The sequence below is a fragment of the Rahnella sp. EDr1-12 genome (assembly GCF_049206505.1).
Lineage (GTDB): Bacteria > Pseudomonadota > Gammaproteobacteria > Enterobacterales > Enterobacteriaceae > Rahnella > Rahnella rivi.
This window is the reverse complement of the sequence record NZ_JBLZNY010000002.1, coordinates 370225-384557: the sequence shown is the minus strand read 5'-3', so window position 1 is coordinate 384557 and position 14333 is coordinate 370225. Positions and strand designations below refer to the sequence as shown.

Sequence of the window (14333 nt, the reverse complement as noted above, 5' to 3'; positions counted from 1 at the left end):
GGATGTCAATAACGGCTATTTCAACAGGCCAACAATAAACAGGGGTGCAACGGGCAAAAAGAGGGAGAGATTGAACGCGATTTGTTGAGATTGTGTTTAGATTTAATTTGTTTTGTGTCGTGTCTTAGCAATCGGTGTCTAAAAAATGTACTTTATTTATCGTTCAGGGCTTGAAGCCTGACGCATTCTCCCCCATAAATAAAAAATGCCAGTCAGTGAGTGACAGGCATTATTTTTTATCCGAACCGCTGTAACAGAACAGGTCAGGCGACCGCTGCACTTTCCACTGGAATAATGAGGCTGGCATGATTCCCCTTCGGGCCTTCATGAACATCAAAGCTGACCTGCTGGCCTGCCTTTAATGTCCGGTAGCCCTCCATCTGAATGGTGGAGTAGTGAGCAAAAATGTCTTCTCCGCCACTTTCCGGGCAGATGAAGCCAAAACCTTTAGCATTATTGAACCATTTCACTGTACCCGTCAGCATGCTTCTTCATCCCTCTCATGACTAGTCTGGTCGTTAGCGTGAAAGCCAGTTGGGTGAGCGGGAAGACCAGAACCTGGCCAGTGATGGCCTGTTCAAAAGACGTTCAGCTCACGAATTTACACTCTAGTGGAAACGGTTTAGAGATCAAGGAAACGGCATTTGTCATAAGGGGGCAGATAACCAAACTTTGAAGCAGGTAACGCTATTGACATATTTTGTTAAATATATGCCAGCGGGGCTGATGGCAAAGAGGACATTTTGTGCAGCGGCACCGTGACGCAAGAGATGGTAAAATGGGGAAATAGCCGCGTGAAGCCCCGCAGAAAGCTTTCACGTCAGGTATTTAGCATCCAATACGATCTTCACAGGTGACGAGCAGGCAATGGGCGACAAACAAGACTGGCTAAATTTTGAACATTTGACGGCGAATAAGCAAAAGGATGAGGTAAAACCGCCATCTATGTATAAAGTTATATTAAACAACGACGATTACACTCCAATGGAATTTGTGATTGACGTTCTGCAAAAGTTCTTTTCTTATGATATTGAACGTGCAACGCAACTGATGCTCCAGGTGCACTATAGAGGCAAAGCGATATGCGGCGTTTATACCGCCGAAGTCGCCGAAACCAAGGTCGCACACGTAAATGAGTACGCCAAGGAGAATGAGCATCCGTTGCTGTGTACGCTGGAAAAAGCCTGATTAAGGCAATCTATTTGGGAGGTGCCTATGCTCAATCAAGAACTTGAACTCAGTCTCAACATGGCTTTCGCAAGAGCCCGTGAGCACCGGCATGAGTTTATGACCGTGGAGCACCTGTTGCTGGCGTTGCTCAGCAACCCTGCTGCCCGTGAAGCGCTTGAAGCTTGTACAGTCGATCTGGTGGCATTACGCCAGGAGCTGGAAGCCTTCATCGAGCAAACCACACCCACCTTACCCGCCAGTGAAGAGGAACGTGACACCCAGCCTACGCTGAGTTTCCAGCGCGTTCTGCAACGTGCGGTATTCCACGTGCAATCTTCTGGCCGCAGTGAAGTATCCGGCGCTAACGTTCTGGTCGCGATTTTCAGCGAACAGGAATCTCAGGCTGCCTATCTCCTGCGTAAACATGATGTCAGCCGCCTTGATGTGGTGAACTTTATTTCGCACGGTACCCGTAAAGATGAATCGGGTAGCCAGGCGCCAAACAATGCGGAAAACCCAGTTAACGAAGAGCAGTCGGCGGGGGAAGATCGTATGGAGAACTTCACCACTAATCTTAACCAGTTAGCGCGTGTAGGTGGCATCGATCCGCTGATTGGCCGTGACAAAGAACTGGAGCGCGCCATTCAGGTGCTCTGCCGTCGCCGTAAGAATAACCCGCTGCTGGTGGGGGAATCCGGCGTAGGTAAAACCGCAATTGCTGAAGGTCTGGCATGGCGAATCGAGCAGGGCGACGTGCCGGAAGTGATGGCCGACTGCACCCTGTATTCTCTGGATATCGGTTCTCTGCTGGCGGGCACGAAATACCGTGGTGATTTTGAAAAACGTTTCAAATCGCTGCTCAAACAGCTGGAACAGGATAAGAACAGCATTCTGTTTATTGATGAAATCCACACGATTATCGGTGCCGGTGCGGCGTCCGGCGGTCAGGTGGATGCGGCTAACCTGATCAAACCGTTGCTGTCGAGCGGGAAGATCCGGGTGATCGGTTCAACGACGTACCAGGAATTTAGCAATATCTTTGAGAAAGACCGTGCCCTGGCGCGTCGCTTCCAGAAAATTGATATTACTGAACCGACCGTCGAAGAAACCGTGCAGATCATCAATGGCCTGAAAACCAAATACGAAGCGCACCACGATGTACGTTATACCGCGAAAGCGGTGCGTGCGGCGGTGGAGCTGTCGGTCAAATATATCAATGACCGTCACCTGCCGGACAAAGCCATTGACGTTATTGATGAAGCAGGCGCGCGCAGCCGGTTAATGCCGGTCAGTAAACGCAAGAAAACCGTTAACGTCAGCGACATCGAAAGTGTGGTGGCGCGTATTGCCCGCATTCCGGAAAAAACCGTGTCAGCGACCGATCGCGATGTGCTGAAAAATCTCGGTGACCGCCTGAAAATGCTGGTCTTCGGGCAAGATCCTGCCATCGAAGCCCTGACAGAAGCGATCAAAATGAGCCGTGCGGGTCTGGGTCAGGATCGCAAACCGGTCGGTTCCTTCCTGTTCGCCGGTCCTACCGGTGTGGGTAAAACCGAAGTGACGGTTCAGCTGGCGAAAGCGATGGATATCGAACTGCTGCGCTTTGATATGTCGGAATACATGGAGCGTCATACGGTCAGCCGTTTGATCGGTGCACCTCCGGGGTACGTTGGCTTTGATCAGGGCGGCTTACTGACGGATGCTGTACTTAAACATCCTCACGCCGTGGTGCTGCTCGATGAAATCGAGAAGGCGCATCCGGATGTCTTCAACCTGCTGTTGCAGGTCATGGACAACGGTACGCTGACCGATAACAACGGGCGCAAAGCTGATTTCCGTAACGTGATTTTGGTGATGACCACAAACGCTGGTGTACGTGAAACTGAACGTAAATCGATTGGCCTTATCCATCAGGACAACAGCCCTGACGCTATGGAAGAGATCAAGAAGGTGTTTACACCAGAGTTCCGTAACCGTCTGGACAACGTGATCTGGTTCAACCATCTGTCTACCGATGTGATCCAGCTGGTGGTCGATAAGTTTATCGTCGAACTGCAGGCGCAACTGGATGCCAAAGGCGTCTCGCTGGAAGTCAGTGATGAAGCCCGTGACTGGCTGACCGTGAAAGGTTATGACCGTGCGATGGGCGCGCGTCCGATGACCCGCACCGTGCAGGAAAACCTGAAAAAACCGCTGGCCAACGAACTGCTGTTTGGTTCACTGGTAGACGGTGGCTCGGTGTCTGTGGCGCTGGACAAGGAAGCCGATAAGCTGACTTACCACTTCATGAGCGCGCAGAAGAAAAAGCCGGAAGGTGCGGTGCATTAATTTTCATCGGTGATGAAAAAACAAAAGGCGATGTGAAAACATCGCCTTTTTTCTTTCCGAAATTCTTTATTTAATTGCAGGAATCAGTGAGGGATTTCAGAAAGGATAGTGGAACACATGCCGAATTGCGGATACCACAAAACGCCCTTGCAAGTGCAGGAAGGGCGAAGAGGGTATCCTCGGGTATCGCCGGAAAATCAGCGATGAGTGAGCCGTTTATTAACGGCTACGGAAGACAATGCGGCCTTTGCTCAGGTCGTACGGGGTCAGCTCTACAGTGACTTTGTCGCCCGTCAGGATGCGGATATAGTTCTTACGCATTTTACCGGAGATGTGTGCGGTAACTACGTGTCCGTTTTCTAATTCTACGCGGAACATAGTGTTTGGCAGCGTATCAAGTACGGTGCCCTGCATTTCAATGTTGTCTTCTTTGGCCATCGAATCCTCTAGGTCTAACTACCATAGTTTTTAACCGGCAAGATAATGCCGAAAAACCCACATTATGTAAAGAAGTATGGTTCATGACCGCACCTATTCCCTATCCTTCGGAAATACCGGCAGGTCTTCATCATGTGGGGATAAGTCTTGTGGCAACCAGCAATCCGGTGCTAACGCGCGTTGCGAAAGTTCGGATAACTGCTGCAAAAATTGGCGGCGGGGGATCTCTCTCGCACCCAGCGACGCAGTGTGAGGGTTGAGCACCTGACAGTCAATCAGTTCTCCACCATTGCGGGAAAAATGTTGGCAAAACATCATGAGCGCGCACTTGGAGGCATTTTCACGGCGGCTAAACATCGATTCACCGCAAAACAGACTTCCGACGGATACGCCGTACAAACCGCCGACCAGCTCATCACCCTCCCAGACTTCGACTGAGTGGGCATGCCCGGCCTCGTGCAATTCCTGATAACCGCGCTGAACCAGCGGGCCGATCCAGGTGCCTTCTTCACGTTGCATCGCACAGGCGTGGATCACCTGCTCGAAACGTTGATTGAGCGTAAAACGAAAAGGCATTTTACGCATGAACCGTTGCAAACTCCGGCTGATGTGGCGCTCTTCAGGGACTAAAATTGCGCGCGGATCGGGTGACCACCAAAGGATCATCTCTCCGGGCTCAAACCAGGGGAAAATGCCATGCTGATACGCGGAAAGTAAACGCGGTGAGGTCAGGTCGCCACCGATAGCCAGGAGGCCGTTCGGGTCCTGTAACGCAGTATCAGGATCCGGAAAATGAACAGAACTGGCTTCGAGTTTAACTAACCGCATAGATCTCCTTATCCGGCGGCTGACAGGCCGCCACATAAATCAGTTACAGACATCAGCCGCGCGCAAGAAAACGGGCGTACCGGCCGTGTGAGGCGGCTAACGTCGGATGATCACCTTGTTCCACAATCTCGCCTTCTTCCATCACACAAATTCTGTCGAGGTTTTCAAGACCTTGTAAACGGTGCGTCACTAAGAGTAGCGTTTTATTTTCACAATGCTTGTGCAGCAAGGCCAGAATATGGTTTTCCGTTTCTGCATCCAGCCCTTCAGTGGGTTCGTCCAGCAACCACAGCGGGCCGTTATGCAGCAGGGCACGCGCCAGGCCTAAACGACGCTGTTCGCCGCCTGAAAGCTGACGGCCACCCTCTCCAAGCCATGCGTTCAGGCCTTCGTCTTCAAGCAGAACATGTAAATCCACCTGCCTGAGTGCCTGAGCAAGCTGGTCATCGGAGCGTTGGGGAGAGGCCATCCGCAGGTTTTCACGCAGCGTATTATTGAAAATATGCACGCGCTGACTGACGACGGTGATCATCTGACGCAGCGACGCTTCATCGTAGGTCGTTATCGCATGACCGTTAATGCTCAATGCGCCGCTGTTGATATCCCAGCCGCGCGTCAGCAGTTGCAACAGGGTCGATTTGCCACAGCCAGTCTGGCCGAGAAGGGCGATGTGCTCACCGGCAGCCACTTCCAGCGTAATATTTTTAAGCACCGGCAACGGCTGTCCGGGATAAGTGAAATTCACGTTTTTCAGTGACAGAGTGACGTGTTCTGCGGCCTGCGGACCTTGTGCCGGGAAAGTGACATCGGCAGGCTGATCGATGATCTGACTGACACGCTGCGCCGAGGCAATCACCTGACCCAGATGCTGGAAAGCCGCGGCGACGGGCCCCAGCGCTTCGAAAGCAGCCAGCGGGGTAAACACGAACAACGCAATCAGTGCGCCGGGATTTGCGATTGTCCCGATCCCGCCGGCAGCAAGCCACAGCATCAGCGTTACGGTCAGACCCGCCGCGGCAATGACCACCGCCTGTGACAGCCCGGTGAGCCTGGCTTGTTGCTGCTGGCGCAGCATCCAGCGCCGTTCGATATCATTCAGTTTCTGTCGGAACCGCGCTTGCGCGCCGAATACCACCAGTTCTGACTGGCCCTGTAACCATGACGTCAACTGCATCCGGTAATCACTGCGCAGAGCGGTCAGTTCGCGTCCGGCGGGTTTACCTGCGCGATAGAACATCACCGGCAGGAGCAGCATCAGAATCATCATAATGCCGCCGAGCGTCAGGGCCAGTTTCACGTCAAGGAAACTCAGCCCAAAGGTCACCAGCGCAATCACCACCAGAGCGCTGATCAATGGAGAGATAACACGCAGATACAGGTGATCCAGCGTATCCACATCGGCGACCAGCCGGTTCAGCAGATCAGCCTGACGAAACCGCGCAATGCCACCCGGCGACAGCGGCATAATTTTAGTGAAAGTGAACACGCGCAAATGCGCCAGTACGCGGAAGGTCGCATCGTGGCTGACCAGGCGTTCAGCGTAACGCCCCGCAGTACGAAAGATTGCGGCACCGCGCACCCCGGCTGCCGGAAGCATGTAATTGAACGTGTACAACCCGGCGATACCGGCGACGGCAGAGGCCGCCAGGAACCAGCCAGAGAGCGTCAGCAGGCCAATGCTGGCGAGCAGGGTCACAATCGCCAGAATGATACCCAGTGACAGACGGAACCAGTGACGGCGATACAGGGCGAGATAAGGCAGTAGAATTTTCATGATTACAGCTCCTTACTGCGCTGAGACAACAGGCTGGCAAATAATCCGCCCTGAGCAACCAGATCAGGGAAGGTGCCACGCTCAGCGATCTGACCTTTGTCCATTACCCAGATTTCATCGTAGTCACGGGTATCCTCTAACTGATGGGTGACCAGCAGGGATGTCTGAGCTTCAGACGCTTCGTTCAGCGCGCTCATCACGCGTTTTTCGCTGTGCGCATCGAGGCTGGCGGTAGGTTCGTCCAGCAACAATAATTCGCAGGGAGAGAGCAGGGCACGGGCCACGGCGACACGCTGTGCCTGACCGACCGACAAACGTGCCGCACTGTCGCCCAGTTCGGTTTCAAGCCCCTGAGGCAGCAATGGTAAAAATTCACTGACATACGCACGCTCTATGGCCGACTGGAGTTGCTCCTCGCTGACATCCTGCTGATTGAGCAGAATATTGTCACGCAGGGTATGTTCGGGCAGATGTGGATTCTGTCCGACCCAGCTGAGCCGCTTACGCCATTCCTCATTGCGCAAGGTTTTCAGTTCAATGCCGCTGACCGTCAGCGATCCCTGATAAGGCAAAAAGCCCAGCAGGGCATTGAGCAGCGAGCTTTTTCCGGCACCGCTCAGCCCTACAATCGCAATGCGTTGGCCAGGATGAATGTTGAACGTCAGCGGGCCGGCGAGCGTTTTACCCTGCGGCGACTGAATCAACATCTCACGGGCGTGCAGTGACACTTTCTCACCCTGTGGCCAGTTCTGGCTGCCGTCGCCCATCTCTGCACTTTCGGCTGTCAGGAACGTCACCAGACTTTCTGCTGCACCCACCGCCTGCGCTTTGGCATGATAAAAGGCACCCAAATCACGCAGCGGCTGGAAGAATTCAGGGGCGAGGATCAGCACCAGAAAACCAGCGAACAGGGTGACCGGCGTGCCATAGCTGCCGAAATTCAGTTCGCCGAGATAAGAGAAACCGAAGTAAACCGCCACAACGGCGATAGAGATTGAGGCGAAAAATTCCAGTACGGCAGAAGAGAGGAAAGCCAGGCGCAGTACGTCCATGGTGCGCGCACGAAAGCTTTCGGTAGAGCGTTTGATCTGATCGATTTCCGCAGTGCCGCGGTGGAAGAGGCGAAGGGTATCGAGGCCGCGCAGGCTGTCGAGGAAGTTGCCGCTAAGACGCGCGAGGGCGACAAAATTGCGACGATTCGCATCGGCAGCACCCATACCGACCAGCGCCATGAAAATCGGGATCAGCGGCGCAGTGACCAGCAGAATCATCCCTGCCGCCCAGTTGATCGGGAAAATGCTGACCAGAATCAGCAGCGGAATGATCCCCGCAAGAGCGATTTGTGGCAGATAGCGGGCATAGTAATCCTGCATATCTTCGATTTGTTCAAGAATGATGGTCGCCCAACTGCCCGCCGGTTTGCCCTGTATCCAGGCTGGCCCCAGTTTTTCCAGACGGTCGAGCACTAATTTACGCATCTCCTGACGAATGACACGTCCGCAAATAAAGCCCACCTGTTCCCGCAGCCAGCTCACCACGGCACGTAAAACAAAGGTCAGCGCCATCAGCAGGAAACTTTGCAGCAAGTCTTCACGGGGCGTGTGCTGGATAATCAGGTTGTGCAGCAGAACGGCCATCAGCCATGCCTGAGCCAAAATCAGTAAACCCGAGAGTAAACCCAGCATCATAGACAGACGGATCCAGCCTTTGGCGCGTGAGCTTTGTTGTTTTAACCAGCGGATAAGTTCTTGTTGTCGTGTTTTATTCATCAGGCATCAGTCTGTGCAGCTATCCGGTTCGGAGGCTGAACATGTTACATGCTGAGGGGAGAAAACAAAAAGAATAAGGCGGCCAGACAGCCGCCTTATTCATCAGGATGATGGAAAATAAATCGCAGAAAAGAGGATTACAAATCCGGTGCTTGCGATAAACCATCCAGATAACGCTCAGCATCCAGTGCGGCCATACAACCGGTTCCGGCGGACGTGATCGCCTGACGGTAGATATGGTCCATCACGTCACCCGCGGCAAAAACACCCGGGATGCTGGTTTGCGTGGCATTGCCGTGCGAGCCGGACTGCACTTTGATGTAGCCGTCTTTAAGCTCAAGCTGGCCTTCGAAAATGCCGGTATTCGGGCTGTGACCGATAGCGATAAATACGCCCGCGACGTCAACCTGAGATTTTTCATCGGTACGGACATCCATCAGGCTTGCGCCAGTCACGCCCATCTGATCGCCAACCACTTCGTCCAGCGTTTTGTGGGTGTGCAGAACAATGTTGCCGCTGGCGACTTTGTCATTCAGGCGATCAACCAGAATTTTTTCAGCACGGAAACTGTCGCGGCGGTGAATTAAATGGACTTCTGAGGCGATGTTAGCCAGATAAAGCGCTTCTTCCACAGCGGTATTCCCGCCGCCCACCACGGCCACTTTCTGATTGCGGTAGAAGAAACCATCGCAGGTGGCACAGGCTGAGACGCCACGGCCTTTAAACGCTTCTTCGGATGGCAAACCAATGTAACGGGCAGAGGCGCCGGTGGCGATGATCAACGCATCACAGGTGTATTCGCCGCTGTCGCCCGTCAGACGGAACGGACGATTTTGCAGATCCACCTTATTGATATGGTCGAAAATGATCTCGGTGTTGAATTTAGTGGCGTGCTCATGCATGCGATCCATCAATGCCGGACCGGTCAGACCTTCGGGATCTCCCGGCCAGTTTTCCACTTCGGTGGTTGTGGTCAGCTGACCGCCTTTTTCCACGCCGGTAATCAAAACAGGATTGAGGTTGGCGCGCGCTGCGTAAACCGCGGCGGTATAACCTGCCGGGCCAGAACCTAAAATCAATAATTTACTGTGTTTAACCGTACTCATGGGCAATCTAACTCCGCGATGGTGACTAGCGATAAGCGATTGTAGGGAAAACTGCGTGTTAAAAAAAGCAAACTCAGATGTTGTTAGCGATTTGTCTGATAGTTTTTACTGCGCAACCGGCGTAAAAAGGATTTCGCGCTTCACCATGTTTCAGGTAACTGATTGATGGTAAGCATAAAAAACCAGCATGTCTGAGTGTCGGGATAGTCTGGACGTTGTCTATAACACGCTAAAATAGCCACATATCACGGTAATTTGTAGGGATATGGCTGAAATAACGTGTGAACGGAATTGTTATTGTTCAAAGAGAAAAGATAGCTAAAAAGGGGGCGGTGGCTTTTCAATCTGGCACGTTCTTCTGATTTTGCTTCTTTTACTTTGACAATCCGCTGTGCATTTGCGAAAACATCAGGGTAAGAAGAAATTAACTGCCTGTCAGTGACTTGAATTTATCCAAATGGCTGCTACCCGACCCGTTCTGGTGTTGCTTTTGGGTTTTTGTGTTGCCTCAGGGTTTGGTGAATCAGATTGGTTGTTTCCAATCTATTAATTCCACAGAGTTATTTCTTTTGAGTGTCCGGTTTTGGCCGTGTTCCTTATGACAGGGGATAAACACGGCTTTTGGATGCGTAAACCTTAATAATCGGGTCTTCGCTTGGGACAACCCTTAGACATTGAAGTTGGCTGGGGTAGGCAGGTGCAGGGAAGGACAGCAGAGAGACAATAATAATGGTAGACAACAAAAAACGTCCGGGAAAAGATCTCGACCGTATTGACCGTAACATCCTCAACGAACTTCAAAAGGATGGCCGGATTTCAAACGTCGAGCTTTCCAAACGTGTGGGATTATCTCCAACGCCATGTCTGGAGCGCGTTCGTCGTCTGGAACGTCAGGGCTTCATTAATGGTTATACCGCACTGCTTAACCCACATTATCTTGATGCATCGCTGCTGGTTTTTGTTGAGATAACCCTCAACCGCGGTGCGCCGGATGTGTTTGAGCAGTTCAATGCGGCAGTACAAAAACTCGAAGATATTCAGGAGTGTCATTTGGTTTCAGGGGATTTCGACTATCTGTTGAAAACCCGCGTACCGGATATGTCTGCTTACCGTAAGCTGTTAGGTGAGACATTACTTCGTCTGCCGGGTGTTAATGACACCCGTACCTATGTGGTAATGGAAGAAGTGAAACAGACGAATCGCCTGGTCATCAAGACCCGGTAATTGTCAGGTGCAAAACCTTGTAACTTTAGCTACACTCCTGTGTATCTATACAGCTATGGCGCCGGGGTCAACTCTCGGCGCTGTTGCTTTTTCTCAGTTCACAGGAACCTGGAGAGCCTTTCTTGAGCCAGGAATATACAGAAGATAAAGACGTTACCCTCAAAAGACTGAGCAATGGCCGCCGTATTGTGGAGGCGTTGCTGGTTGTGGTGGCGATATTTGCTGCGTATTTGATAGCAGCACTGGTGAGTTTTAACCCCTCAGATCCAAGCTGGTCGCAAACCGCCTGGCATGGGCCTATTCATAACTGGGGTGGCGGCGTTGGCGCGTGGATGGCGGATACGCTGTTCTTCATCTTTGGCGTATTTGGTTACGCGATCCCCCCTATTATCCTGTGTTTGTGCTGGGCGGCTTTCCGTCAGCGCGATAATCAGGATTTCATCGACTATTTTGCCTGGTCGCTGCGTCTCATTGGGACGCTGGCGCTTATTGTCACGTCTTGCGGTCTGGCCTCAGTCAACATCGATGACCTCTATTATTTCGCCTCAGGCGGAGTGATCGGCAGTTTGCTGAGCACGGCGATGACACCCTACTTTAACAATGTCGGTGCCACGCTGGTTCTGCTGTGTGTCTGGGCTGCCGGACTGACGCTGTTTACCGGCTGGTCATGGCTGACCATCGCTGAGAAAATTGGTGGTGCAGTGCTCGGTGTCACTAACATTGTGACCAACCGTTCACGCCGTGACGACGATGAGTATTATGACGACGAACACGATGATCCGTTGCTGGAAGAAGAGGGCGATGCAAAACCGGTAGCGCATGCTGCTCCGGCAACTGCCGCAGCGACAGCGGCAGCCGCATCACCTGTGGCAGCCGCGCCTGCAGATGAAGAAGACGTGCTGTTCTCGGCCCCGTCAGTGAATGAATCTGCCCCTCAGCCCGCAATGGCTGATGCCGTGCCGGTGGCTGAAACGTCGCCCGTTGCACCTGAGGCCGTCAGTCGTTATGCCGCAGAGCCGCCGGTCGCGAATATTGCACCACCTCCTGCTGCCCATGAACCTGCCGCGCCGCCGTTATACAGCTTCGAAATTCCGGAAGAAACACCGGTGCCGCGCCATCCTCAGCCTGTTCAGCAATCGCCGTCACCGGTGCAACCTGAACACAATGAAGATGACGGGCCACGTATGGGTAACTGGCAGACCGCGGCGGAACACAACACCCGTTCGCCGTTTGACTTCAGTTCGCCAACACCTGACAGCGCTCACGCTGCGAGTGTGGCTGCCACGGCAGCGCTGGCAACCGGTCTGGCGCAAGCCGGGCAGTCTGCCGCATCCACTGCCGGTAATACTTTTATGCCTGCATTCAGCGCCGTCAGTGATGAAAATCCGCAGGTCAAAAAAGGTTTTGGCCCTGAATTGCCAAGACCGAACCCTGTGCGGATCCCAACGCGTCGCGAGCTGGCATCCTACGGGATAAAACTGCCTTCTCAGCGTATGGCTGAGCAGCAAGAGCAAACGGCGCAGCAGAGTACCACTCAGGAACCTGTCTATCAGGACGAGCAGTCTCTGGCGGATGAAGCTGCGATGCAGGAAGCCGCATTACGTCAGGCGTTTTCCGATCAGCAGCAACAGCGTTACGGCGAAACGGCTGCGCAAGATGAACCTGATGATGAGGCGGCCTTGCAGGAAGCGGAATTGCGTAACGCATTTGCTGCACGTGAACAGACCCGTTACCAGCAAGACGTTGAGCCGCAAAGTGGCGTAGTTCAGCATCATCATTCTCAGGCAAATGATCCACAGCAGCAGCGGGCAGAGTCCGCAACGTCTGCAGCGGATGATTTTGCCGCGGCGGCCATGAAGCTCAGCCAGCATGACGCATTCAGCTTCTCGCCAATGGCTGATCTGGTCGACGATACGCCTTCCGAGCCGCTGTTTACCTTGTCCGCGCAGGCAGAAGAAGAACCGCAGCCCGCAGCATTTGCACAGGAACCTTACCAACGGCCGCAATCGCCTCAGCCTGTGCAACATGCGCAAGAGTATGAAGCGCCGCGACAGTCACCGCCTGCCGCTAAACCGGATATGGACAGCCTGATCCACCCATTCCTGATGCGTCACGAGCAGCCGCTGGTAAAACCTACGACGCCATTGCCGTCACTGGATTTACTGACCTCTCCACCGGCAGAAGCTGAACCTGTGGATGAATTTGCGCTTGAGCAAATGGGTAACCTGATTGAAGCGCGACTGAACGATTATCGTATCAAAGCGGACGTCGTCGGCAAATTGCCGGGGCCGGTGATCACCCGATTCGAGTTGGATCTGGCACCGGGTGTAAAGGCAGCGCGCATTTCGAACCTCTCGCGTGACCTTGCGCGTTCGTTATCTGCTGTCGCAGTCCGCGTTGTGGAAGTCATTCCAGGCAAACCTTACGTGGGCCTTGAGTTACCGAATAAAAAGCGTCAGACCGTGTATCTGCGGGAAGTGTTGGACTGCGCTAAGTTCAAAGACAGTCCTTCGCCATTGACTATCGTATTGGGTAAAGACATTTCCGGTGAGCCTGTGGTGGCTGATCTGGCGAAAATGCCGCACTTACTGGTGGCGGGTACCACCGGTTCCGGTAAATCGGTAGGTGTGAACGCCATGATCCTCAGCATGCTCTATAAGGCTACGCCTGAAGAAGTGCGCTTCATCATGATTGACCCGAAAATGCTCGAGTTATCCGTGTATGAAGGCATCCCGCATTTGCTGACGGAAGTGGTTACCGACATGAAAGACGCCGCCAATGCGCTGCGTTGGTGTGTCGGTGAGATGGAACGCCGCTACAAACTGATGTCTGCGCTGGGTGTCCGTAATCTGGCCGGTTATAACGAACGTATTCAGGAAGCGGAAGCCATGGGCCGCCCGATTCCTGATCCATTCTGGAAGCCGGGCGACGGAATGGCTGCTGAGCCGCCATTCCTGGGCAAAGAGCCATTTATCGTCGTGCTGGTGGATGAGTTCGCTGATCTGATGATGACCGTGGGCAAAAAGGTGGAAGAGCTGATTGCCCGACTGGCCCAGAAAGCCCGTGCAGCAGGGATCCATCTGGTGCTTGCCACCCAGCGTCCGTCGGTTGACGTCATCACCGGCCTGATTAAGGCCAACATTCCGACCCGTATTGCGTTTACGGTATCAAGCAAAATTGACTCCCGTACCATCCTCGATCAGGGGGGAGCAGAGTCTCTGCTGGGAATGGGTGACATGTTATATATGGCACCTAACTCATCGATACCCGTACGTGTTCACGGTGCGTTTGTACGCGATCAGGAAGTGCACGCTGTTGTGCAGGACTGGAAAGCGCGCGGGCGGCCTAAATACATCGAAAGCATCATTTCCGGTGGCGATGATGGTGAAGGTGGTGGGCTGGGTCTGGGTGATGATGAAGAACTTGATGCATTGTTCGATCAGGCAGTCGCTTTCGTTGTTGATAAGCGTCGAGCTTCAATCTCCGGCGTACAGCGTCAGTTCCGTATCGGTTACAACCGTGCAGCGCGAATCGTTGAGCAAATGGAAGCGCAGGGGATCGTGAGTACGCCGGGCCATAACGGTAACCGTGAAGTACTGGCACCCCCTTCGCATGAATGAGCCTTGTCTGAACTGCTCGTATTAGGTTAAGAAGGGTCGCGAAAGCGGCCCTTGTGCAAAGATGCGTAAAACACAT

General features: G+C 53.2%; 10 protein-coding genes. 4 read left to right on the top strand and 6 right to left on the bottom strand.

The window, feature by feature from the left end:
* Positions 1 to 263 precede the first annotated feature (263 nt).
* Positions 264 to 485 (bottom strand): cold shock-like protein CspD, encoded by a 222-nt coding sequence (gene cspD / locus ACO0U8_RS11215; RefSeq protein ID WP_056769224.1) that lies wholly within the window; start codon positions 483 to 485, stop codon positions 264 to 266.
* A gap of 382 nt (positions 486 to 867) precedes the next feature.
* Between cspD and clpS the strand changes: the two genes are divergently transcribed.
* Positions 868 to 1188 (top strand): ATP-dependent Clp protease adapter ClpS, encoded by a 321-nt coding sequence (clpS, locus tag ACO0U8_RS11210; RefSeq protein WP_056769226.1) that lies wholly within the window; start codon positions 868 to 870, stop codon positions 1186 to 1188.
* Between the two features lie 27 nt (positions 1189 to 1215).
* A complete protein-coding gene (clpA, locus tag ACO0U8_RS11205; RefSeq protein ID WP_056769228.1) occupies positions 1216 to 3498 on the top strand; it encodes an ATP-dependent Clp protease ATP-binding subunit ClpA in 2283 nt (760 codons plus the stop codon).
* 219 nt (positions 3499 to 3717) lie between these two features.
* Here clpA and infA read toward each other — a convergent pair whose 3' ends face one another.
* From infA to trxB, 5 genes are all read right to left on the bottom strand, one after another.
* Positions 3718 to 3936 carry a translation initiation factor IF-1 gene (gene infA, locus ACO0U8_RS11200; RefSeq protein WP_002211347.1) on the bottom strand — a complete coding sequence of 73 codons (219 nt, stop codon included), beginning with the start codon at positions 3934 to 3936 and terminating at the stop codon, positions 3718 to 3720.
* A gap of 93 nt (positions 3937 to 4029) precedes the next feature.
* Entirely contained in the window at positions 4030 to 4764 is a 735-nt protein-coding gene (gene aat, locus ACO0U8_RS11195) for a leucyl/phenylalanyl-tRNA--protein transferase (RefSeq protein ID WP_217203990.1), read from the bottom strand.
* A gap of 52 nt (positions 4765 to 4816) precedes the next feature.
* Complete coding sequence (gene cydC, locus ACO0U8_RS11190; RefSeq protein ID WP_056769231.1) at positions 4817 to 6538, bottom strand: heme ABC transporter ATP-binding protein/permease CydC; 1722 nt, start codon at positions 6536 to 6538, stop codon at positions 4817 to 4819.
* Between the two features lie 2 nt (positions 6539 to 6540).
* On the bottom strand, positions 6541 to 8307 hold the full coding sequence (cydD, locus tag ACO0U8_RS11185) for a heme ABC transporter permease/ATP-binding protein CydD (RefSeq protein ID WP_421670796.1): 1767 nt from the start codon (positions 8305 to 8307) through the stop codon (positions 6541 to 6543).
* A 137-nt stretch (positions 8308 to 8444) separates the two neighbouring features.
* Positions 8445 to 9413, bottom strand: coding sequence for a thioredoxin-disulfide reductase (gene trxB, locus ACO0U8_RS11180; RefSeq protein WP_122094749.1), 969 nt, complete (start codon positions 9411 to 9413; stop codon positions 8445 to 8447).
* A 729-nt stretch (positions 9414 to 10142) separates the two neighbouring features.
* Between trxB and lrp the strand changes: the two genes are divergently transcribed.
* Together lrp and ACO0U8_RS11170 are read left to right on the top strand one after the other, a co-directional pair.
* Positions 10143 to 10637, top strand: coding sequence for a leucine-responsive transcriptional regulator Lrp (gene lrp / locus ACO0U8_RS11175; RefSeq protein WP_013574775.1), 495 nt, complete (start codon positions 10143 to 10145; stop codon positions 10635 to 10637).
* Positions 10638 to 10759: 122 nt separating this feature from the next.
* Positions 10760 to 14257, top strand: coding sequence for a DNA translocase FtsK 4TM domain-containing protein (locus ACO0U8_RS11170; protein ID WP_421670795.1), 3498 nt, complete (start codon positions 10760 to 10762; stop codon positions 14255 to 14257).
* Positions 14258 to 14333: the final 76 nt, after the last annotated feature.

What these genes read in the sequence shown, in the direction of transcription:
- cspD (WP_056769224.1), bottom strand. Translation starts at nt 485, where the DNA reads ATGCTGACGGGTACAGTGAAATGGTTCAATAATGCTAAAGGTTTTGGC.
- clpS (WP_056769226.1), top strand. Translation starts at nt 868, where the DNA reads ATGGGCGACAAACAAGACTGGCTAAATTTTGAACATTTGACGGCGAAT.
- clpA (WP_056769228.1), top strand. Translation starts at nt 1,216, where the DNA reads ATGCTCAATCAAGAACTTGAACTCAGTCTCAACATGGCTTTCGCAAGA.
- infA (WP_002211347.1), bottom strand. Translation starts at nt 3,936, where the DNA reads ATGGCCAAAGAAGACAACATTGAAATGCAGGGCACCGTACTTGATACG.
- aat (WP_217203990.1), bottom strand. Translation starts at nt 4,764, where the DNA reads ATGCGGTTAGTTAAACTCGAAGCCAGTTCTGTTCATTTTCCGGATCCT.
- cydC (WP_056769231.1), bottom strand. Translation starts at nt 6,538, where the DNA reads ATGAAAATTCTACTGCCTTATCTCGCCCTGTATCGCCGTCACTGGTTC.
- cydD (WP_421670796.1), bottom strand. Translation starts at nt 8,307, where the DNA reads ATGAATAAAACACGACAACAAGAACTTATCCGCTGGTTAAAACAACAA.
- trxB (WP_122094749.1), bottom strand. Translation starts at nt 9,413, where the DNA reads ATGAGTACGGTTAAACACAGTAAATTATTGATTTTAGGTTCTGGCCCG.
- lrp (WP_013574775.1), top strand. Translation starts at nt 10,143, where the DNA reads ATGGTAGACAACAAAAAACGTCCGGGAAAAGATCTCGACCGTATTGAC.